Origin of the sequence: Burkholderia mycopellens, assembly GCF_964265025.1 — a bacterium.
Classification (GTDB): Bacteria; Pseudomonadota; Gammaproteobacteria; order Burkholderiales; family Burkholderiaceae; genus Burkholderia.
Map to the genome: position 1 here is coordinate 3,424,587 of NZ_OZ183802.1, position 22,684 is coordinate 3,447,270.

Below are 22,684 nucleotides of genomic sequence, written 5' to 3' on the forward strand. Positions count from 1 at the left end.
CCTCTCGAGCCGTTCGGCGCGATAGCGGTCGCACGCCGCCATGCGGCGCGCGGCACCCGTTCGAACGGGCGGCACACCGGTACGGCCCGCCGGTTCACCGGCGTCTTGCGGCAAACCGGACATTCGCCGGACGCCACGCGGCACACGCGGCGCCCGGCGCCATCCGGCGCCGATCGATCGTGCCGCGCCCGTGCGCGACACGTGCTTGCGTGGCTACGCGATTACGCAGCCGATTCGCGTGCAGTCGCTGCGTCCTTACGTGCGGCGGCAACCGTTTGCTTCGCGCCGCGCGTTGCCGTTTCGCTGACCGCATCGAACCCGCTCTGTGCGGCTTCGATCGCCTGACCCGTCGCTGCGCGCACCGAGTCGGCCGCGGCAGTCGCCGCCGACAGCGCCGAGTTCAGCGCGGCCACCACCGGCGCCGAGCCGGCCGGTGCATGCTTCGACAGCTCGCCGAGCACGTCCTTCAGGCGCTTGTCGTTCTGTTCGTATTGCGCTTGTGCGACCTTCGCCCATTCAGACTGCGTCGACACTGCGATGTCGAACAGATGGCGGCCGTACGACACGACCTTGCCGGCCGCTTCCTGCGGTGCGGCGACCTGCTGCGCGAAGCCCACGGCCGGGTTGCTGCTGTTGAACGCGTTCTTCAGCTTGTCCTCGTATTCCTCGAGCGCCGTCCGGGCCGCTTGCAGGTTGAGTTCGACGACAGCCTCGAAACCCTGGATCGCCGGACGCGCGATAGCAAACCACGCGGCGATACCGGATTGATAATCGGCGTTGATTTTTTCGGGGGCAAATACGGACATCGGGCACGCTCCTGTTAGCAATGCGAGAGACGACGTAAAGAAAATTGGAAGCCGATCGACGGCAGACTTCCTTATTGACAACCCGTCACTTGTTTGAGCACGGGAAGTTGAAGGAGCACATTCTAGATCGATTAATTGTCAATTAAATGGCATTAATACTAAGTGTAAACCCTTATTTGGATCCGGAGTGACCGCTGGAACCCATGATGCGCCGACATTGCAGATGAGACGGCGCATCGCTCTGTCCCGCAATGCACTTTTACCTTTTTACAGGATAGCGGATCATGACGTCGCGCAACATTTACCAATTCATTATTCCGTTTATTAGAAAACCGGCACTCATTGAAAATGGAGCGGTCACTTATGTAATCGTTTTTTTGGATTTATTATGAAATCGTTTTCGGGATTATTAATGACGAAATCAATGATCGGATGAATTGCGGATCGCAATAAAAAACGGCCGCACGATGCGGCCGCGGGTTCGCCAGACAGGCGCGAGATCAGCCGGCCAGTTCGCGATGCAGCGCGAGGAACTCCTGCGCGAGCTTGTGCCCGGGTTCCAGATGGATCACCGGCTTGGACTGCTGATGCGACTCGCGGATCTTCACCGACGCCGACAACCTCGACGCGAGCACCGGCAGCCCTTCTTCGACGAGTTCGTCGACCAGCCGCTGCGGCAGGCTCGCCCGCGGCTGGAACTGGTTGATCACGATCCCTTCCACTTCGAGCGCCGCGTTGTGGTCCTGCTGGATTTCCTTCACGTTCTCGAGCAGCGTGTACAACGCACGGCGCGAGAAATCGTCGCAGTCGAACGGGATCAGGCAGCGCTCGACCGCGATCAGCGCCGAGCGCGTATAGAAATTCAGCGCGGGTGGCGTATCGATGTAGACGGCGTCGTAGGTGTCGAGCTCGTTCAGCGCGTCGCGCAGCTTGTAGATCTTGTAGCGCGATTCGAGCTTGCCGTGCAGCGTGTCGAGCTCCGGATGCGCGGGCATCACATCGAGCCCTTCGAACGGGGTCGGATGAATGAATGAAGCGACGTCGACCGGGCGGAAGTTGAAGGTCAGCGCGGTTTCAAAGAAATCGGCGACGCCCGGCTGCGCGTCGGCTGCGGCGTCGCCGAGCAGGTAGCGCGTCGAGTTCGCCTGTGCATCGAGGTCGATGACGAGCGTGCGCAGCCCTTCGCTCGCGCTGATCGCCGCCAGGTTGCAGACGATCGTCGATTTGCCCACGCCGCCCTTCTGGTTGAATACGACCCGCCGCATTGTGTCTCCTCGATCGAGAACGTCGAAAAGACAAGCTTAGCCGGTCAATAATGGCGGTCGCGTGACGCAGGTCGAATTGTGCGCATCTTGGCACGGGGTGTATCAGCGGCGCGTCACCGATCCTGACACATATCGATTGGCGGGCACGCTCCACCGCCACGGCAGCTCCGTGCCGACGCGAATGCCGATGCGCGGCCCGCCCGCCAGATCGGCAGGCGGCGCGATACCGTCGTCGACGATCGCGAACCCTTCGCGCGCGCCGATCAGGTCGATACCATCCTGCGCGCCGCCGATCCCCATCGCCTGGGTCAGCCGCGCCGGCCCCCGGCACAGGTCGCGGTCGCGCGTCTGCGGCGGCCGTGCCGCACGCATTTGCTCGAGCCCTTGCAGCGGTTCGAGCGCACGAATCAGCACGCCCGTGCCCGTGCCATCCGGGCCGCACACGCAGTTGCAGCACCAGTACATGCCATAGGTGAAATAGACGTACAGGTGCCCCGGCGGCCCGAACATCGTCGCATTGCGCGGCGTCTTGCCGCGATAGGTATGCGCGGCCGGGTCGATCGCGCCGGCATAGGCTTCGACTTCGACGATCCGGCCGGCCCGGCCGTCCGCAGCCGCGAGAATCTTGTTCAGCAGTTGCGGCGCGACGTCGGTAGCGACGCGGTCGAAGAATGCGCGCGGCAGCACGGTGCCCGGCCACCGGGACGCGGAGTCACTGCGCCGCATCCTGCCCCTCCGGTTGAAAACCGGAAACGGCCGTCACCTGCAGACGAAGCTGACGGTATGCATCGACCAGAGCGTCGAGGCCAAACGCGAGATTTCTCCCGCTGGGATTGGGCAGCACCCAGACGTTCGCCCCCTGCATCCGGGCCGGCTGCAATCCCCATTCGATTTCTCGCTTTCCGGCAAGCGCCGCGTACGCCGCCTTGCCGAGAAAAGCGACGAAGCGCGGCCGGTAACGCGCCAGCTTCTGGTCGAACGCCGCGGCCGCAGCAATGAATTCCGTGCGCGAAAGCTGATCGGCACTCGCGGTCGGACGCTTCACCACCGCCGTCAGGCCGTAGCCATACCGGAGTATCAAGTGATCGTCCTGCGGCGAAATTTCCGCCGGTGTGAAGCCCGCGAGATGGATCACGCGCCAGAAGCGGTTGCTTCTCCCCGCGAAATGATGCCCGGTCGCGGCTGCGGCCAGGCCGGGGTTGATCCCGCAGAACAGCACGTCGAGATGCGCAGCGATGAGGTCCGGAAGTTCGTCAGCCACGTTTTGCCTGGCGCACAAGGAACATCGACGTAAACGAAAGAAGGCCCGAAGACCCGGGCCAAGCAGCTGGCTTGACTCGGACATTCGGGCCCATCGTGATGCGGGATGCCGACTTGGAAATCAGAACGGTTAGCGGAACATAGTACTGTAAAAAACTCCGCCAACTTGTTGAAAAGCCACAAATTCCAATGAATGCCGTTGGACACTTGTCACACCTTCCGGGCGAAGACCAAACAGGCCCTTTGTGACTTGGACGGTACCACCGCCATCATTTGCCCACTCAAGGGACGCCGCACTCGTCGCTGACGACGTCACTCAAGGTTCATATCCTATAGCCTGTGGTATACGATAACAAGGCATCACTTCTCGATGTAGCCTTTCCCTCCGAGGGCAGACTGTCGCGCATCAACACTTCATCCAGAGGCTCGCAAGCATCACCGCATCGCGGGCGATGCCCTCCTTCGCCTCGACTGCGGCTATCAGTTGCGCTGTCAGGGTGCGCAATTGTTCCGGGCTGAGTGCGTCGAGGTCGGCAGGCAAATTCATGCGGACCAGTCTGCCAGAACCCTGCAGACGGCGGAAGCGCAACTGTTTACGTCCCGCCGGACTCAGACGATACGGATCACGCCGTCCTCGCCGATGCGTTGCCACGGCAAGCCCAGCACCAGACCGGCCAGCTGTTCGTGCGTCAAGGCACCTTGGGTTCGCTGCCAAGGTGCGGCCAGGCGAATTGCCCCTGGTTCAGGCGTCGCGCGGCCAGCCAGATGCCGATCCCGTCGTGAATCAGGACCTTCATGCGGTTGGCGCGCCGATTGGCGAACAGATAGGCATGGTGTGGGTGAGCGGCGCCGAACACCTTGACCACACGTGCCAAGGCCGTATCGGAACCGGCGCGCATGTCCAGTGGATCGACTGCCAGCCAGATCTCGTCGACACGGATCACCGCAGCCACTCACGCAGCCAGGCGGCACACTGGGTTGCCTCGGACACCGGCCAACTCACCGTGATCGACTGATCTCCCCGGCGCACCTCGATGCGGATCTCTGGCGAATGCGGACTCGGCGTTCCCAATGCCAACGGCACAAAGGCTGGCAGTGACGGTGGCGTGGCCGGTGGACGGCCCAACGGTCTCTTGGGAAGTCGACCTTCCGCCTGATCGATCCAGCGCCGCAGCAGATTCGCGTTGAGCCGGTGTTCCAGCGCGACCGCCGCAACCGATACGCCGACTCCCTGGCAGGCAGCAACCACCTGCGCTTTGAACTCCTCGCTGTAGCGTTGCCGACGACGACGCTCCGGGAGTGATTCCGATTCGATAGTGTTCACGTGTCCGCTTATTCGTTAGGTGGACACGATACTCCCAAGCGTCTCGGTCAAACTCAAGATGGGTTCGCTAGCCGCTTACGAATGAACGCTCGCGCAACGAACCGTAGAGAAGCAAGAGCTGCGGCAGATGAGTCGACGGCAACGCAGGCCGCAACTGGCTGGCGCCCGGTACGCGGAACAGTTCGGCGTCGAGTTGCGGCAGGTTGTTCAATGGCTCAGACACGCTTGCGCATACCGTTATGCAACCCAAAGTCGACTTTAATCACCCCGTCGCCCAACCAACACCAATTCTGAATAAAAAATAAATCCACGGCACACGACCATTACCTTTTAACCAAAACTACAAACACAAAACCCACAACAACATCATGTCAAATTCATTCCACCATCAAGCAGCAACGTTTCACCGGTAACGTAATGACTTTCAACTAGCATCGCGACCCCTTGCGCGATATCATCTGGAGTCGCCGATCTTCCCATTGGGGATCGATCACGCCAGAGATCCCGCATATCTGTCCAGGTTGACGTCAAAGGTGAATCAACCAAACCGGGAGCGACCGCATTGACACGAATATGTGGTGCCAAAGTGACCGCCAACATCCTTGTTACATGATTAAGCGCAGCCTTAGACGCAGCGTAAGGAATCGAAGCGCCTTTAGGTCGCAACCCGGCATGCGAAGTGATGTTAACAATACAGCTTGGGCAGCCCGGCTTAGATGAATCTCGGAGAGCCGACTGCGCCTCAGATATGAGTCGAAATGGCGCGATGACATTTATCTCATTTAATTCTCGCCAATATGCAGGAGCCGCGGCAAGAAGATTACTATGCGATATCGTTCTACTTATTCCCGCGTTATTTATCAAAACGTTAAGCCGCCCCCAAGCCTCAATAGCTTGACGGATAAGTCTAACCCTGTCCTCATCATTACTTAAATCGGCCTGTACATAAATTGCGGAGCCGAGTTCGCTAGCCAGACTCATACCCGCATCCACCGACTCCTTGGAATGAAGAACCACCGAAAATCCCTCGCCCGCTAGACGTCTAGCTATAGCAGCCCCAATTCCCGAAGCAGACCCCGTAACTAATGCAACTCTCCCATCCATTTAACCCTCCACGACATCTTTGACACAGAAGAGATATAACATCAACAATTATCAGACAACGACAGTAAAGTTCGTCGGATTGTGTTTGAGAAGAAGCCTCGAAAAATGCCGAATCACGGCACGCACACTTTCGATTACTGGAGTACCTGGATCGAAAATCTCCGAAACACCTGACCTGAGCAATTGAGATTTATCTTCATCCGGAACAATCCCACCGACGAACACCAACTTGCCACTACCATCACTACGATTGAGCATCGCCAGTAATTCAGGAATATGAACTCGATGTCCTCCCGCCAGACTCGATATTCCGATTGCATGCACATTCAACTCAAAAGCCAAGTTCACAATTTCCTTTGGCGTCGCGAACAAAGGCCCAAGCTCAACCTCAAATCCAAAATCTGAAAATCCAGAAGCAATTAGCCGACTCCCTCTGTCGTGACCATCCTGCCCCAATTTTGCGATCAAAATTTTCGGTACTTCTCCTAGCTTTTCGGAAAACTCCTCAACCTCTTTCTTCAATAAATCGATTTCTGACTTGCCGGCATATCGATTAGAATAGACAGCCGTAGCTTCAGTAACTTTATTCTCAAATCGACCAAAAACCTCGCCTAGAGCATCGGAAACCTCACCGACCGTGGCTCGCACACTCATTGCATCTACAACAACCGCAAGCAAGTTCTTTCTCGTATCTTTTGCCGCATCGCGGACACGCGCCAACGCTTCCTGCACAGCTTGATCATTCCGATTGAGCCGCAAGATTCGGAGCTTTTCTTTCTGAGTACGCAATACATTATCATCATCAATATGGCGCGCTGCGGGCGGAATAGTATAGTCATCCCCTCGGTATCGGTTAACACCAACAACAACCTCATCGCCGCTGTCTTGAGCAGCTTGCCTTTCTGAAGCACACTCTTCTATTTTTCGTCGAATCGAGCCGTTCTCAATACCTGAAATAACACCACCCGACTCATCAATCTCCTTCATGATGCGCCGAGCTGCACTTACCATATTATGAGTCATTGCCTCCATCATGTATGACCCAGCCCAGGGGTCAATCACGTCTCCAATTTTCGTCTCATGTTGCAAGATGAGCTGGGTACTACGAGCAATTCGTGAGGCAGCATCTGACGGAATTCCGATAGCTTCGTCATATGAATTTGTATGTAACGATTGAGTGCCACCAAAAATTGCTGCCATAGCCTCAATTGTCGTCCGAGCGATATTGTTATATGGTTCTTGTACGGTAAGCGATACCCCAGATGTCTGACAATGCATTCGTAACGCCTTGGATCGATCAGATTTCGCACCCAGAGATGCCATAGCCTCGGACCACAGCACTCGTGCAGCACGCAACTTCGCAATTTCAGTATAAAAATCCATCCCAACGCAGAAAAAGAAAGACAGTCTCTCACCGAACTCATCAACACTCATTCCTCGTCTCGCCACTGCTTCGACGTACTCCACACCGTTTTTAATGGTCAACGCCAACTCCAACTCTGGCGAGGCCCCTGCCTCTTGAAAATGATACCCAGATATCGAAATTGGATTGAATTTCGGACAATATTTACCCATATAATCAACAATATCCGTCACTATTCTCATAGAATCCCTCGGCGGATAAATATATGTATTTCTCACCAAAAACTCTTTCAGAATATCATTCTGTATTGTTCCTGTTAGCCTCTGAATATCGGAGCCCATCTCGCGAGCAGCCACGACAAACGAAGCAAGCACCGGAAGTACTGCTCCATTCATAGTCATAGATACCGAAATCTCATTCAATGGGATACCATGAAACAAAGTCTTCATGTCTTCAACGGAATCGATTGCGACTCCGGTTTTTCCAACGTCTCCTGCCACTCTCACATTATCCGAATCGTACCCCCGATGGGTCGGAAGATCGAATGCCACCGACAATCCCTGCCCCCCGTGTGAAAGGATATTTTTAAAGAATATATTTGATTCCTCCGCACTTGAAAATCCCGCATATTGCCGAATAGTCCACGGCCTAGTGACATACATGGTGGAATGCACGCCACGCAAGAAAGGAACCTCACCAGGCAAGCTATCAAGCGACTCGACATCTGGCAAATCCTCTCGAAAATATATCGGCAATACCTGCCGCACCCCCTCACCTCGACAATTTCGCTTTGAAATCCCCTCCGCTCTACCTTCGCGAATAACGCCAAACTCCCATCTTGAACGCGCCAACATAGTAGGATTCCTTATTAATTAATTAAAACCATAGAAAATACAGTTCTTTAGAAGAAGTTATCACCAGCGCAAAACAGAGGCAGCTGCAGTCATTCCCGCTCCGGCAGCAGCAAACAAAACAGCGTCACCCCGCTTCAATCTTCCAGACACAACTGCCTCGTGAAGAGCAATTGGAATCGTACCCGCGGCTGTGTTCGCATAACGATCCATGTTAGTAACGAATTTACTGAAATCAATTCCAATATGCCGTGCAATTTCCTTCAAAAGAGTAATTGAAGGTTGATGGGGAATCACCAGATCAACGTCTGAAATCTCCATGTTAGCCCGAGCCAAAACACGCTCGATCGCTTGTGGAACCGATGACACGGCGGCCTGGAAAACACCACGGGGATTCATCTCGAATATTCTTGTTTCGGACGGGATAAAAAAATTCTCGATCCCCTCACCTAGAGAAACCAACTCCGCAGCATACATTGCATCAGAGTTCCACGATGCTTGCAAAACGACCGCACCGGCTCCATCACCAAAAAAAACACTATCTTTCCTGCTCGTGTCGACAACGCGGGAAAATGTATCCGCACCGATAACCAACGCGGAATCATACATACCCCCACTTATATATTGAGCGGCTGTAGTCAGACCGTAAAGAAATCCGCAACATACAGCCGATACATCAAAGGCAGCAGCCCCACGATTACAAATATTCCGCTGAACCATGCACGCGGTTGCCGGCGCTTGCATATCGGGAGTGGCAGTCGCCACAATCAATAGGTCAATATCTTTCGCTTCAAACTTCGCATCTTTCAATGCCTCGAATGCGGCGATCGTCGCTATATCTGATGTTCGCTCGCTAGAATCGACATATCTGCGCTCTCTGATTCCGAGACGCTCCACGACCCAATCGGAATCCCCGCCCGAAAGGCCGAGAAGCTCATCGTTACTCACAATTCGGTCCGGAACGCGAATACCCGTACCAGTAATTCTGATTCCCCTACGCTCCATTTGACACCTCTCAGGATATACCTCCCCCCGAATTATTAAAAAATATCAGGGATTAACCTCCAAGGACGAGACAAACAATACGCATCATATACATCATTCAACTCTCGAAATGCCGTCGATAAACTTCTTTCTCTCAACGATCCCCCGGGTGTGATAGCCGCATGCAACAACCGTGCTTCCATCGTGTGCCTGCACGGAAAATTTCAGTGCGCGCCCATTAATCTCGGCGAGAACAACAGAGATATTTATAAGTGCCCCTTCTCGAGTCGGAGCAAGATGTCGCATATCGTGCGCAATTCCAACGGTCATAGTCCCCTTTTCAAGTTGGGCTGCGACTGCATCCATGCACACCAATTCACACCACCATAGAATAATCGGAGTAGCCAGCACTCTAACGTCATTACCCCAACTTGTTGCCAACGATGCATCCGTAACAGTGAACTCTTTACTCTTCGCAATTCCCTTAACTATCATTCGATCACCCTTCGCGAACGCACTTCTTTAGTTGATTGAAAATATTTACCTTCTGAATATCGCTAGTCCCACCCGCTATACGTGTACCGGCGACGTCGCAATGTATCCGACTAATTTTTCCAAGCATGTATCCGGAGTGGCCGTTAAGTTGCATAAGATTCTGAGCCGACTCCCAAAGGCCCTCGGTACCTACCAATTTCGCGATTGAGCACATCAAGATGGCGTCTGGCGATTCATCAATCAATTTTTGCATGGCCGCATACGAAATATATCTACTCACCTCCATATTTATTTTCATTGATACAAGCTTATCTTGAACATACTGAAAATTATCAATCGACTTCCCAAATGCCTCTCGACGGGAAGTAAAATCCAATGCACCCCTGAGCATGCCATCAGAAAATGCCGCCGAAATTAACCCATACAAGAGCCTGTCAAATGAAATCATGTTATACAGGATACTCAACCCGTCCCCACTCTTACCAAAAACCGCAATAGCATCAATCTCAACATTGTTGAATTCGATATCTCCAGTCGGACTGGTGGAGTTTCCGAGCATCATTTCCGGGTCTGCGACCTCAACGGACGGATTGTGCGCATCGATCAAAAAGAGCGTGATGTTTCTCTTCTCTGGAAGTGCCAAATCTCGGCCCACTGCAACGATTAGATCTGCGACAGGAGCGTTCGTGATGTGACTTTTCTTGCCCCGAAGAACGGATCTACCAGGTTCATGGAACATAGATAATTCAACTCTCGCGACATCCGAGCCTCCGCGCTCCTCCGTAATTGCTGTCGATGCAACACCTCCAGCAAGAAGAACCGGCATCCATCTATCAATTTGACGACTCGAGCCCTGAATACTAATTATTCGAAGCGCTCCAGCGTGTGCGACTATCGATAGAAGAAATCCCAAATCACCCACTGAGCCAGCAAGTCCTTCCATCGCCGCTACGAAATCCCACCACCCCATGCCACTTCCGCCCTGTGAAATCGGAATAGGTATCTTCCAAAAACCAGAATCCGCCAGAATCCTCCATCCGTCACGATCGAAACCAGCGGCCACATTATTGCGGTCACGATTCAACGCTATCTCACGCCCCACGTCACTGTATTGAGTATATAGTTGCCTTTGATCTACACTCCAGTCGATATTCATTAGTATTCCTATATACAATTAATCAATTGAACATCAATATAAAATTCACTACGACACTATTCCTTCACTTTCTTCTGAAGTTTTTTCAAAATATGCATACACGAGAGACGCAGCTACTCCTACGCACGCTACAACGGAAAGCACTACCCAAGCATCCGAACCACCACTCGTCAAACTCAATCTACTTCCGACCATATTTCCAATCGCGCCCCCCATCCCGAAGACCGCGTTGAATGTTCCGAAGAATGCCCCACCTAGATCGGATGGAGATACTCGACTCACGACTATTTCGGCGGCCGGTAAAATTAGGACTTCTGCCACGCTAAATATCGCCACCCCGATCAGAAATAAAGGAATTTGACTGGCAGTGGTCGCTAAATAAAACGCACCCACTGCCATTAAATAGCAGAAACTTACGAGAAACACACTATTCCGCCCCTTTACAACCCCGCCAAACAACGGCAAGAATACTATTCCCACAACCCCGTTAACCACAAATACCGAATGAGACCATTGCATTGAATTACCGATCTCTGACGCACGTATTGGAAGATAAATAAACAACTGAGAAAACAGGAAAAACCACGGAAGCATTACCAGCAACAATCCTATGAATCGACATGACGTCAATGGAATCAAGAACGCTCGCCAGACGCCAATATCTCGACGTACAACCGTTTCACATTCGAAACTGCTATACGGCACCATCATAGAAAGAACGAACATAGAGAAAAATATTATCGCAGATAATACAAATACGATTTCCGTTGACAGGAAAGATAAAATTGCTCCCAGTAGAGGGCCGGCGATAACCCCAACATTCAGGGAAAAATTAATACTCACGATTGTTTTTTCGCGAGACTCTTTGCTCAAACCTTGAACCAGACTATAAACCCCCGTTTCGAATGCCGCCCCTCCCAAGCCAATCGCTATCGCGCCAATATATGTAACAACCGGATGGAGATGCAACCCCAATAGGCCGAAACCAACGGCACGAACCAGCAAACCAAAGTTGATAAATCGAGAACGCCCAACTCTATCTGTTAGCGCTCCGAAAATTAGCGGCGTTATTCTGGCCGAGCAAAAATATACCGAGAGAAGACACCCTACATTATCTGCCGAAAAATTCAAAGTCCCGGAAAGATAAACCGCCATTATTGGCATAACCATGAACGTTGCCAAATTCGACAAAAAGAAAGCTGTTACAGCAGCAGCTTCAATTCGCCCTAAAATCTTCCCTCGACCAAGAATACTCATACACATCCTACCATCGTGGATTTAAGAACACTCAAACACTCTTTCTCCAATTCATCCGCTCGGGAAGCTGATGCAGTAGCAATTAGAAATTCGATAGTCCCAGTCCGATCGGCATCATCGGTCATCACAAAGAGCCCCTCCTTTTTATTCTGTGAATAAAGAAGATTACTCTGTCGAAGCACATTCAATACAACCTCAAATGGCCCGCACTTCACCTTATTACGAGTGATCAAATGGAATTTATCCATATAATCCTGCCCAAGAACCTTAGTGGCCAGTTCGTCGATATGAGTTGTTCCCCCACATCTTCCATTAAATTCTAGAAATGTAGGTCGCCCACTTTCCAAGAACACCGCGTCGTAATTGATTGCCCCTAAATATCCCAATCCCTTCACCGCCTGCGTGAGAATTCCGGAGTCACTCATTAGATGAGACGCGCGACCGGCTGGGATCGGACCTGGAATCCGAAAACCCACCCATAGAGGTTCCATACGCATTTCTCCATGAACCAAATATCGTGGAGCGCTTCGAGTGTTCTCAATATAATAGTCTGAGAAATAGATATGTGTCGATTTATGGAAAGTTTCCGCGATTAAGTTGATGTTCCGACCCCTAGCTTGGCGATTCCATATATCACTAACCACCTCCCGAACTGCTTTCACAGTTTCAACATGAAAAATATGACCGGCTCCGGCTGCAAATTTAAGATCGCCGCGATTCGTCAAGACGGTATTCCCGTCGCCGCCGGAGTTGAAGTCCTGCTTCAGCATGACAATCCCAGTGTCGTCCAGCAGATCCCAGACGACAGATGACATATGTTCGACACTCGAACACGCCTGGCCATTTGGGATCGAAATACCTAAACCCGCGGCCATTCGTCGAAACTCCGCTTTGCTATTTAATATTTCCGCACCACCTTGCTTCATAAACCGCGTATACGCTTCGTCGTCAGAAATTGGGAGATGATCAATCAACCATGAAATAGTCCGATCAAAGAAATACGGACGAATTCTCCATTCAAGCGTAGGATCCATGGCTTTCCGAACGCGTTCGATAAGGATGGGATCTGAAAGTGTTTGGAAAGTAAGCAGCTTCGGATCTTTCGAATCATCTGATGCGGCAATTACCGTGATGGATTTCGGATCTACGTCTTTTATTTCACAGATGTAGTTAAGAAACTCTGTCGAACATGCAGCTGGTAGCAACAACACATCCCCAGCGTCGACGAGCCAAGCCATTCGATTGGCAACAATTGAACTCATCTGTCGAAATTTCGGAGAACCGGATACCCACGACCAATCTCCAAGCATGTGCTCGTTGTCAACATTCCCTACGATAAGTTTCGGCATATATATCCTCACGTTTTATTTGGGACCGGTTACTGCATCACGATCCTTGAACCAACTGTGGAACATCTAACACCACACTATAGTTTCCCTAAATGCCTCGTCGACCGCCTCTCCGAACCGGTAAACCATATTCCTTATTTCTTCAGGACTACTTATAAATGGCGGGCAAAAAACAATTGTGTTACCGACTGCTCGCAGAATCACTCCGTACTTAAGAGCGATCCGAACTACTGTAGCCGCGAATTTCATGTCCCGCTCCTCATCGTGCCCGAGGCCCTGCGTCACGATATCGACCGCTGCAAGAAGGCCGATCCGTCGGAGGTTTGTTACATTGTTTCGGGAATGTGCCGACAATGCATCCTCGAGAACTGTGCCAAGAGCTCGGACATTGCCGAGGAACTGAGGGGAGCCGTATCGGGATAAGCATTCCAATGCCACCGCTGATGAAACAGGGTGCCCTGAGTAAGTCATACCGGTCGCAAATGTTCCGATTCTTTCACTCTCTTTCTCGATAACTTCGTATATCTCATCACTTAACATTACGGCGCCCATCGGCAAATAGCCCGAGGTCAAATTTTTTGCCATCGTCGTGATATCTGGACTGATTTCGAATGCGTCAGCGCCGAATAGCTCTCCAGTACGGCCAAATCCCGTAATCACTTCGTCTAGCACAAGCAAAATGTCATTTTTGCGCAAATACTCTTGTAATTTCGCGTAAAATTTCTGTGGCGGAATGATTACCCCACCAGCCCCAAGTACTGGCTCCGCAAAAAAAGCGCCAACTCGATCCGGTCCGTACTGCTCGATTTCAGCGATCACCGGCGCAGTCAGCGCTTCAACAATTTCATCGGAATTCATATTCCGACCGTTCTCGATTTTTCGAATATCCGGACTCGGAACTCTGATCACTGGAAATATAGGTAGATCAAATGAGGCATGCATATGCGGCAGCGCTGTCAGGCTAGCGGCCGCAATCGTAGATCCGTGATATGCACGATCGAATGTTACAATCGCCTTCTTGCCCTGCAGTCCCCTTGCGTTATTAAAATACCAAACCATTTTTAACGCAGTATCATTAGCCTCCGAACCCGAGTTCACAAACATAACTTTTCTCAAGCCATCTTTTCGAAGGTTTGCAATCTTTTCGCACAGTAGAACTGCGACATCACTAGTTTTATCGTTAAACACGGGACAGTACGAGAATGACGCGAGCTGCGATTGCGCAATATCTGCCAACACAGTGTCTCCGTACCCCAATCCTACGCACCACATTCCTGATATGGCATCAAGGTATTCGTTTCCAATAGAATCCCACACCTTCACGCCTTTTCCCTTACAAAAAATATGTGCCCCTTTCTTTTTTAAAGTCGAAAGATCTGCAAACGCATGAATGTGATGCTCCGAGTCCGCACGCGCCAGGGCACTAGTCGAGCCAGTCATCTCCATTTGACATTTCCTTTCTAAAAATCGACCACAACACTTGTGACCGCTGAACTTATCGCCACCCGCCACGGCACATCATCTTTACGACTCGATTTGTTGGCTTTCGCAAACGGGAATCGAGAGAGATTGATCGAAGTTACCCATTAACGACACCGTAGCTAGCAGTTTCAAAAAATTTTTCGAATTTTGAGATATCTTCTACATTATGCGTTTTCATAATCCATCTATTTTGAAGTTCCAGCGGATCACTAACTGAATCCACCTCTTTTCCGTGTAAACAATAGTGATTTCGAAGAAGCACAAAATCACCAGGCCGAGGAATATTTCTCACCTTAGTATGATGCATGAGAGTGATCAGTTGATCGACTGCGCTCGACGCCTTCTCGTCTAGGCCGACCGTGCGCCCCTCAAAAAACCGGAATCTAAAATTCTCTTCGACTATCGAATGATTCTTCGCCTTTCCTGAAAGTGCCGTCGATTCCTTCGTCGATATGTCATCGTATGGTGTATAGAATTTTTCCCTCCTCAATTCATCAATCAAATCCGAATCTAGTCTTTTAATCATTTCTTTATTCGACACGTATGTCGAATACACTTCATTAATCGGATTATTCCTCAATACCACCTGCAAGACAAAATCGGGCTGAGCGAAATGATTGGTGAAGTCTTTATGGAATTTCAAAGTTCCCAACGTTTTCTGAGACTGACTTTCGGTCATTGATTTTTTCGGGGCGATATCATGAAAAAAATCACCATTGTTAACTGAGCGATGCGCAATAGCTGGCTTCACCAATAGGATAGACATCGCAGCGAGAAAGCCCTCGGATATATAGGTTGTCTTGTTTAGCTTCTTATCCTCGACAGGATTTTCCCAATCGAGGATTGGCAAATTTTTGTCAATTGGGCAGTTTCTACCGAATACAAACGGTGAGTCTTCCGGACGACACTCCGAAATTTGACTAGCAATCTTACGTAGTACGTCAAAACTTCGGGAAGATGCCACCAATTCACGAATGGCGGTGACAAATTCATGATAATTCTCGTATGGATTCCCTGACACACTTGCCAAATCGGAATAAAGGGAATCTCGCTCACGGTCTGACAACGTAAACAAGTATTCTCGATTATCGCCCCCTTTATGAAACTCGCCACTCTCAGTCACATTGGCTTTACTTTCCATTACTGTCTCCAATAAGAGAATTAACTGGCACAATACAATTTATCAAACCACCTTGACTGTCGACTCAAATTAAGCTTTCCTAACGACACATTTTACAATCACCCTCATCAGATGAAATTCTGCCGAATCTCTCCGCAACTTCATTATTTCTATATTTTCTAAATGGCTCTTCCGCGGAACACTTGAACCTATCCAGCCTTGTACGACATCACCCCACAGTCCTGCTTCTTCGTCGCGCCTCAATCTCAAGTGGAAATGTTCCTACATCGCCGATACCTTACTTACTTTCCTTGTTTTTATTACAAAATGTCGCGAACCGCCTAGCGTCCGCTCCTAGAGACAATATCCGCGAAATGGTGAAATACGGCATAAAGCATCTACAGCCTGCTTTGCTTAGCGTCTTGCTCGGCCTGGCACTCACGGATACCATTTCATACACTGCTTCGTCGAAATCAATCCCAAAAAGCAATGGTTTGAATCTAGGTCCGCGAATTCATTGTGTCAAGAGATTTTCATTAGATGAAAAACGGCGTCATTCATTGTATATTTTGCAACTTTTCTACTTCAATCCCGTCCCTAAGATATGGAAATCGCCCATTCGAGCCTGGATTCGTTCACAATCGCTCAGAAAATTCATGACCTCTTGGAGTCGAATGGCATCCCTCGCCACCGACATGTCGCCACAATTGGACGGATATTGAATCTGAGCGCGTCACATGCGCATCGCAAGATGAAGGGCGCGAGCCCATGGACGTTGGCTCAAATAAAAGATGTCGCGTCATCGTTCGGAGTCGACGCGCCTTCCCTTCTACACGGAGTGAGCACTCCCGAGGGGAATCGAACACGCGGAAGAGAAGCGATCCTAGCCATTGGGAACGAAGAAATCCCTTGTCGCGCCCACATCGACGAAGAATTGCCTCACAGCGTGACGCAGCCGCTTTTTGTCGCCTTACGATTTGCCGATAGCTGGCGCATCTATCGCGCTGAAGGCGCACCAAGTGGGAGAAAATTTGGGGTCACAGCGATCGAGATCAATTGTGCTCCGCAGCAAATGCAGAAACCTTCTGTTGCTATTCTTGACGACAATGTCGGCGTTGTAGACGAGCTTGCTAGATATCTGAGCTCACACGGATTTTCGGTAAGTAAATTTCACACTGCTTCCTCACTCAAGAGCATGATGAGAACCGTGAAATTTGATGCGTTTGTCGTTGACTGGATTATCGACACCGAAACAGCCGGTGAGTGCATCAGAGATATTTTCAATACGCATGATTGTGACACGGCTGTTTTAATATTGACTGGCTTCATGGACGATTCCGTCCACACACAAGCGATCGCTGAGATCATGCGATCTTTCAATATAATTGGACCATTTGAGAAGCCTGTCCGCGCACCGGTAATCGCAGCAGCGCTAGACCGGCACTTTAAGAGGTAGATAGTCAGCATGCGAAAACATCCTTTAAATTATCAGTCTCTATTAAAGTTTACGATTTTTGCTATCTCTACGATTACGGTTATTCTATGCCACGCCAAATCACTTCCGCTCATGCTAGACGTAACGGGAGAGATCGGAAAATTTACACAAAAATATCCGAAGAATTTTCACTTTTCAGAGGATGATCTTCTGAAACTTCGGATTTATCAAATAACAACCTCTACCCCTTGGTCTCAGCAAGCAATTTTCAAAGGTGTTCGCTTATACGATATTCTTAAAATCGTCGACGCCAGAGGGTCTTACGTAGATATTAAAGCATATGATGACTATACCGTGAGCGACATCCCGATCTCCGAGATTTCAAAATACCAACCGATTCTAGCATTTGAAAGGAACGGGGAGCGACTGAGACTGAGTGATTACGGACCATTGTTTCTGGTTTATCCACGAGATCAATTTCCGCTTGAACTAAAGAAGTCACAGTACAGCACGCGAGAAATTCGACAAATCAAAGAGATTTCAGTCAAATGAGAAAATTAGCGTCGCGCATCGCAAGATCCCCAGCATTCATTTTATTTTTATCTTTGGCCCTATCAATTTGGCTCATCGTCCTTACACAAACAACTCACGACGAGTCACTTATTGAGCTAGCCGGTCCGACTGAAAATTATTACTGGGGAGTCGCACAATTTAGAATTTTTACTGACGACCTGGAATCAGCCACTCTAAAGTACGCCTATACCAACAAGGAAAGCTTTGATGACGTAGAGATGAAGTACGAACTACTTCAATCGAAAATCCTGTTGATTTCTACCGTATCAGACACAACAAAATCAGCATTTTCAGAAAAATTATATCAAATTACCATACCGAAAATCAATGAGCGCCTGAAATTACTGGGCCAAAACATTCAAAATCTTCCAATCACCAAAAATGATCCAGGAAAAGTTTTGGAAGATTTATATTTTTTAAAATCATGCTACTTAGATCTTTTGCACGCAATTGGCCCTGCAGAAATGAAGCGGCGCGATGCCCTATTGCGGGACTTGAGAGCCAAACGGCAATTCCTCTTTGCCTGCAGCATTATCGTCGCCCTCCTGCTTGGCCTGACCATCTTGAGTCTATTGCTCACACTACGGAGATCCCAGTCCTTAATAAGCATTGAAAAGAATGCTAGAGCCGCAGAAGCAGCGGCCACCGATGCCGTTAAAAAAACCGCACATACCAAACAAATATTCTTAGGCGCAATCAGTCACGAGCTAAGAAATCCACTACAAACACTTGTCTCTTCACTTGATAATTTATCTCATCGCCCTCTCGACAGCGAATCGATGGAAATATTACTGAGCATGGAAGGCGCCATTTCCCATCTCGAAATGCACATGCACGACTTGAACGATTACATTCGGCTAGACACTGGAAAACTCAATCTAACTTTTGACGAAATAGAAGTTTTACCGATGCTAAATGACATTAGAAAGCGCTACTCTAATGCACTAACATCAAAGCAACTGACGTTACAGGTCATGGCACACCCCCGAGATCTCAAAATCCAATCGGATCGCAAGCGATTACAACAAATAATTAACAATTTAACGGAAAATTCCATTAAATTTTCGGAAAACGGAACAATCGTCATCGAAATAAAAAATGAGTTGCGCGAGGGAATCGAGTTCACGATTATTCGAGTATCCGATCAGGGGCGCGGGATTCCATCGGATAAACTTGATCAATTATTTGATCCCTTTTTCCAAATTTCCCAATACCAAAAAATACCCTCCTCCGGATATGGGATGGGCTTAGCAATTGTGAAAGGTATCGTCGAACTGCTTGGTGGCAATATCTCCGTCGAGAGCCAAGTTGGAATTAAAACGATATTCACCATTGCGCTCCCTTCTCAAGCCATACGGAATCCATCTGACGGACAATGTGACACAAATAACAACGAGTCCATTGCAGCGGCAAGAATTCTCCTGATCGATGATCAAAAAGACGTCCTAGACTCTCTGAGCAAAAGCCTTAGCGCGCTGGGTGTCGATGTCGATACTTGCGACGGAGCTGAACAAGGATACGTTTTAGTAAACTCAAATAACTATGACATTATTTTCGTCGATGTGCATATGCCAAACGTAAATGGCATTGATTTTTCCAAAGCGATTCGAAAGAAATTCACTCCAAAAAATCCACCTCCGCTCATTATCGCCATTAGCGCATACGACCCAGACTATTTACATGAAGATGATGCAACTGTATTCGATGCATTTTTAACCAAGCCAATTGGGCCCAAGATTATCAGGCGACTTGTTTACGATTTTTTACTAAACCGAAACAATTGACCAATCGTCAACCACCTGAATTTCACATGCAACCTCATCGAATTCGTGTACCGCCAAAATATTAGGGCCAGCAGGGAATGTTTTATACCCGGCCTCTTTCAGAAAATCAGATATTGGCGTCATGTTGGATTTGATTGCCTCAATTAACATTATCGGCCGGAAGTTTGCGATGGTTTTTTGAGCACCGAGAAGCGCCTCCAATTCCATTCCCTCAATATCCAGTTTTATAAAATCCAACCTCGGCAACATCAAATCGTCAATCGAAACCATATTTATATAATTCCCCCTTCCGTAACCTGGCTGTTGTCCAATATGCTCATTATCACTCGACCGACGTAACTCAAGACTTCCGTAGCTAGCCGGCGTCGTGTAGTCAATCAGCGGAACATCGATCATGCCGGACTCGGAGCCGAGCGCTGCATTTCGCACCGCTATGTTAAAGCAATTATTGATTGCCGCATTTCCACACAGAGCGTAGAATATTTTTTCTTGCGGCTCAAATGAAATTACCTCCCCCCAGCCACTCATATGACGAGCCCATTCAATCGAATGAACTCCGATATTGGCCCCTCCATCGATTGCGAGCAACCCCGGGCCTCGATGTTGCGATCGCCGATCCAACAAATTCAATACCAACCTAACCTCGACCTCATCGAAAGAGGATTTCGTAAGTATTTGGTATCCAACGCCATAATCTCCGTATTTTTCATTTTTATGATAATCGTGCCTATTCACTATAAGCGTCCCGTGATTCGAAGAAACAATAACGTAAGAAATCGATCGGTTCCGTGTATTCATGTGTCTCACCCACAGCTTAGGTTGAAATTGACCTACCAAACATCACTATCGGAATATATCAAATACCATTCACTTGCGCTAATGCAGCTGTTTTCGATGACCGCCACAAATTTACCTATCACGTAGACGGCGGAAATTGTGGGGCCTGGAGTGCGTGCGTTCGGCCCCACCCAACGACACTTGCCGAGTCCGCTGCCCTGTTCGGTCCCGCGTTTTGCGATCACCGACTGGATACCGCGATTGCGCAAGGCTTGCCGATATTGCTCGTAGTCGTACCCGCGTTCGGCATAGACTACGCGAGGCCGTTGAATCGGGTGATCTATGCCGCTGCCGTTGGATGAACGACTGGGTGTCGAGCAACGAATGCGCGAACTGGACCGCCTCGGCGAGGATATGCGTGTGGTGGAGCGAGCACTCGCGCAAGCGACCATCGACGACGCGCGATTGCGCGTGTTGCTGACGATCACGGGTGTCAACACCACGGTGGCGATCGGGCTGCTGTCGGCCATCGGCGACATCGAGCGGTTTCCTAGTCCGGAGAAGCTGGCGAGCTACTTCGGGCTTAATCCGTCGGCCTATCAATCCGATCCAACACCGGCCAGGCACGGCCACATCACCAAGCCCAGGCGCCTTTACGCAAGGTCGAGGCTGCCTGAAGCGCAACGCAAGCGCCTGGACCGCTGAGCGCGTTCTTCCTGCACGTGCGCGATCTCCGCAGCCAACAATTTGCCGTTGTCGCGACCGCTCGCAAACTCGTGGTGATCGTATGGTAAGTCCTGCGGATTCAACCCGTCGATGCAACACACTTGAGGCTGCATAGCAGCGAGGAGTGTTGCAATGAAACAGAGGCGGCGGATCTACTATACTGGAGTTGACCCTGTAACTCCGGACACCCGGGCACCGTTAAGTTTGTGATGCCGCAGCGCGCCGGAACTCCCTTGGGGAGCGGTATTTCAATGCTTTGTGCGGGTGACACTCGTTGTAATGATCGAACGCAGCAGCCAGATGCGCGAGTGCCGTCGGCACATCAGGTTATCCATGAAGGCAACGTAATCATGCTTGATCGTCTTCACGAACGACTCGGCCATACCGTTGCTCTGCGGTGAGCGCACCGGTGTCGTCAACGGTTCCAGCCCGAGCTCACGCGCGAAGCGACGCGTGCGCCTGTCGGTATAGGCCGAGCCGTTGTCGCTCAGCCATTCGATCGGCGCGACCGTGCGCGTGGCTCCAAAGCGCTGTTCAACCGCAGCCAGCATGACGTCGCGCACGACGTCGCCGCTATGACCGCCGGTTGTCGCGGCCCAACTGATCGCCTCGCGATCGCAACAGTCCAGCGCGAACGTAACGCGGATTGGCTCCCCATTGTCACACCGGAACTCGAAGCCGTCCGAGCACCAGCGCATGTTGCTCGCATCGACCGCGATCCGGCCATCGTGCCGCCGACTGTCGCGCTGGCCGCCGTGGCGCTTGAGCAGCAACTGGTTCTCGCGCATCACCCGGTAGATTCGCTTGGCATTCACGCGATCCGTTCCGCTCTGCTCGCGATGCCGACGTACGATACCCCAGACGCGCCGATATCCATAGTTCGGCAGTCCGGCCACCACGTCCCGAATCTCGGCGACCAGCCCCGTGTCATCGTGACGGTGGGCACGGCGGCCGTCTTGCCAATCCGGCGACCGACTACGCCTCACTGCCAACGACGAGCGCGCTACACCGAGGACATCGCAGACCGTCTTCACCGATCGTCCTCCGGCAGCAAGGGCGAGCGCGCAATCAGGTTTTTTGCTCGTCCCCATTCGACCGCCTCACGCAGAATCTCGTTCTCGACGGTCTTCTTGCCCAGCAAGCGCTGCAGCGTGCGGATCTCTTTGAGTGCCGCTGCCAACTCCGAGGCCGGCACAACCGATTCCCCGGCCTTCACCGCGGTCAGGCTGCCGTCCTGGTACTGCTTGCGCCAGGCGAACACCTGGTTTGGGTTGAGGCCATGGCGACGTGCGACGGCCGACACTGACGCGCCCGGCTCGAAGGTTTCCTGCACGATCGCCACCTTCTCCTGCGGGGCGCGGCGCCGGCGGCGCTCCGGCTCCATCAAAATCTCCACACCTTCTACTTTGTGCATAGGCTTAAAGCTAGTCACTGGACTACCTCGTATTTTAAGAGGTGCCACGTGTCCGGAGATTCAGGGGGCCGCTCCATATACAGACAGTCAGAAGGCGTTAATGTGGGAGCGCTGGCGCAAGGGCGAATCGCTGCAGCAGATCGCCCATTTGTGTTGATT

20 protein-coding genes and 4 pseudogenes are annotated in these 22,684 nt (G+C 50.8%); 4 read left to right on the forward strand and 20 right to left on the reverse strand.

Annotated features, from left to right (window positions below; all coding sequences use genetic code 11):
- Positions 1-221: 221 nt before the first annotated feature.
- The 17 genes and pseudogenes from phaP to ACPTTC_RS16035 form a co-directional block, all read right to left on the reverse strand.
- Entirely contained in the window at positions 222-806 is a 585-nt protein-coding gene (phaP, locus tag ACPTTC_RS15955; protein ID WP_226201466.1) for a TIGR01841 family phasin, read from the reverse strand.
- 500 nt (positions 807-1,306) lie between these two features.
- Positions 1,307-2,071 carry a ParA family protein gene (locus tag ACPTTC_RS15960; protein ID WP_039345972.1) on the reverse strand — a complete coding sequence of 255 codons (765 nt, stop codon included), beginning with the start codon at positions 2,069-2,071 and terminating at the stop codon, positions 1,307-1,309.
- Positions 2,072-2,173: 102 nt separating this feature from the next.
- Positions 2,174-2,797, reverse strand: a complete 624-nt coding sequence (locus ACPTTC_RS15965) for a DNA-3-methyladenine glycosylase (protein ID WP_423393035.1) — start codon at positions 2,795-2,797, stop codon at positions 2,174-2,176.
- Positions 2,784-3,332: a G/U mismatch-specific DNA glycosylase gene (gene mug / locus ACPTTC_RS15970; protein ID WP_423393370.1), complete on the reverse strand. Its 549-nt coding sequence runs from the start codon at positions 3,330-3,332 to the stop codon at positions 2,784-2,786. Before mug ends, ACPTTC_RS15965 begins: the two co-directional genes overlap by 14 nt.
- Positions 3,333-3,737: 405 nt before the next feature.
- The gene (locus ACPTTC_RS15975; protein ID WP_423393380.1) at positions 3,738-3,878 is read right to left on the reverse strand and encodes a hypothetical protein; all 141 of its coding nucleotides are present in this window, start codon (positions 3,876-3,878) and stop codon (positions 3,738-3,740) included.
- A 142-nt stretch (positions 3,879-4,020) separates the two neighbouring features.
- Positions 4,021-4,284 carry an IS66 family insertion sequence element accessory protein TnpB gene (tnpB, locus tag ACPTTC_RS15980; RefSeq protein WP_423393036.1) on the reverse strand — a complete coding sequence of 88 codons (264 nt, stop codon included), beginning with the start codon at positions 4,282-4,284 and terminating at the stop codon, positions 4,021-4,023.
- Positions 4,272-4,655 carry an IS66-like element accessory protein TnpA gene (tnpA, locus tag ACPTTC_RS15985; RefSeq protein ID WP_423393037.1) on the reverse strand — a complete coding sequence of 128 codons (384 nt, stop codon included), beginning with the start codon at positions 4,653-4,655 and terminating at the stop codon, positions 4,272-4,274. The genes tnpB and tnpA overlap by 13 nt, the downstream gene beginning before the upstream one ends.
- Positions 4,656-4,734: 79 nt before the next feature.
- A pseudogene (locus ACPTTC_RS15990) lies at positions 4,735-4,878 on the reverse strand (arsenical resistance protein ArsH); the annotation flags it as partial.
- A gap of 143 nt (positions 4,879-5,021) precedes the next feature.
- Entirely contained in the window at positions 5,022-5,759 is a 738-nt protein-coding gene (locus ACPTTC_RS15995) for an SDR family NAD(P)-dependent oxidoreductase (protein ID WP_423393038.1), read from the reverse strand.
- A gap of 51 nt (positions 5,760-5,810) precedes the next feature.
- The gene (scpA, locus tag ACPTTC_RS16000) at positions 5,811-7,976 is read right to left on the reverse strand and encodes a methylmalonyl-CoA mutase (RefSeq protein WP_423393039.1); all 2,166 of its coding nucleotides are present in this window, start codon (positions 7,974-7,976) and stop codon (positions 5,811-5,813) included.
- Positions 7,977-8,036: 60 nt separating this feature from the next.
- Positions 8,037-8,978 carry a 3-oxoacyl-ACP synthase III family protein gene (locus ACPTTC_RS16005; protein WP_423393040.1) on the reverse strand — a complete coding sequence of 314 codons (942 nt, stop codon included), beginning with the start codon at positions 8,976-8,978 and terminating at the stop codon, positions 8,037-8,039.
- Positions 8,979-9,071: 93 nt separating this feature from the next.
- Positions 9,072-9,452 carry a thioesterase family protein gene (locus ACPTTC_RS16010; RefSeq protein WP_423393041.1) on the reverse strand — a complete coding sequence of 127 codons (381 nt, stop codon included), beginning with the start codon at positions 9,450-9,452 and terminating at the stop codon, positions 9,072-9,074.
- Between the two features lie 4 nt (positions 9,453-9,456).
- Positions 9,457-10,608, reverse strand: coding sequence for an acyl-CoA dehydrogenase family protein (locus ACPTTC_RS16015; protein WP_423393042.1), 1,152 nt, complete (start codon positions 10,606-10,608; stop codon positions 9,457-9,459).
- Between the two features lie 48 nt (positions 10,609-10,656).
- Entirely contained in the window at positions 10,657-11,865 is a 1,209-nt protein-coding gene (locus ACPTTC_RS16020) for an MFS transporter (RefSeq protein WP_423393043.1), read from the reverse strand.
- Positions 11,862-13,214, reverse strand: coding sequence for a peptide ligase PGM1-related protein (locus ACPTTC_RS16025; protein WP_423393044.1), 1,353 nt, complete (start codon positions 13,212-13,214; stop codon positions 11,862-11,864). Before ACPTTC_RS16025 ends, ACPTTC_RS16020 begins: the two co-directional genes overlap by 4 nt.
- A gap of 66 nt (positions 13,215-13,280) precedes the next feature.
- Positions 13,281-14,660: an aspartate aminotransferase family protein gene (locus ACPTTC_RS16030; RefSeq protein ID WP_423393045.1), complete on the reverse strand. Its 1,380-nt coding sequence runs from the start codon at positions 14,658-14,660 to the stop codon at positions 13,281-13,283.
- Between the two features lie 133 nt (positions 14,661-14,793).
- On the reverse strand, positions 14,794-15,837 hold the full coding sequence (locus tag ACPTTC_RS16035) for a hypothetical protein (protein WP_423393046.1): 1,044 nt from the start codon (positions 15,835-15,837) through the stop codon (positions 14,794-14,796).
- A gap of 583 nt (positions 15,838-16,420) precedes the next feature.
- Between ACPTTC_RS16035 and ACPTTC_RS16040 the strand changes: the two genes are divergently transcribed.
- The 3 genes from ACPTTC_RS16040 to ACPTTC_RS16050 are packed head-to-tail and all read left to right on the forward strand — an operon-like array spanning position 16,421 to position 19,608.
- Positions 16,421-17,272, forward strand: a complete 852-nt coding sequence (locus ACPTTC_RS16040) for a helix-turn-helix domain-containing protein (RefSeq protein WP_423393047.1) — start codon at positions 16,421-16,423, stop codon at positions 17,270-17,272.
- Between the two features lie 9 nt (positions 17,273-17,281).
- Positions 17,282-17,803, forward strand: a complete 522-nt coding sequence (locus ACPTTC_RS16045) for a molybdopterin-dependent oxidoreductase (RefSeq protein WP_423393048.1) — start codon at positions 17,282-17,284, stop codon at positions 17,801-17,803.
- Positions 17,800-19,608, forward strand: coding sequence for a hybrid sensor histidine kinase/response regulator (locus ACPTTC_RS16050; protein ID WP_423393049.1), 1,809 nt, complete (start codon positions 17,800-17,802; stop codon positions 19,606-19,608). The genes ACPTTC_RS16045 and ACPTTC_RS16050 overlap by 4 nt, the downstream gene beginning before the upstream one ends.
- Here the strand turns inward: ACPTTC_RS16050 and ACPTTC_RS16055 are convergent.
- Positions 19,591-20,406, reverse strand: a complete 816-nt coding sequence (locus ACPTTC_RS16055; protein WP_423393050.1) for an FkbM family methyltransferase — start codon at positions 20,404-20,406, stop codon at positions 19,591-19,593. The two genes, ACPTTC_RS16050 and ACPTTC_RS16055, sit on opposite strands and share 18 nt — an antisense overlap.
- A gap of 114 nt (positions 20,407-20,520) precedes the next feature.
- Positions 20,521-20,723, reverse strand: a pseudogene (locus ACPTTC_RS16060) (IS5/IS1182 family transposase); the annotation flags it as partial.
- 7 nt (positions 20,724-20,730) lie between these two features.
- Between ACPTTC_RS16060 and ACPTTC_RS16065 the strand changes: the two are divergent.
- Positions 20,731-21,176 (forward strand): annotated as a pseudogene (locus tag ACPTTC_RS16065) (transposase); the annotation flags it as partial.
- Between the two features lie 133 nt (positions 21,177-21,309).
- Here ACPTTC_RS16065 and ACPTTC_RS16070 read toward each other — a convergent pair.
- Positions 21,310-22,525: pseudogene (locus ACPTTC_RS16070) on the reverse strand (IS3 family transposase).
- Positions 22,526-22,684: the final 159 nt, after the last annotated feature.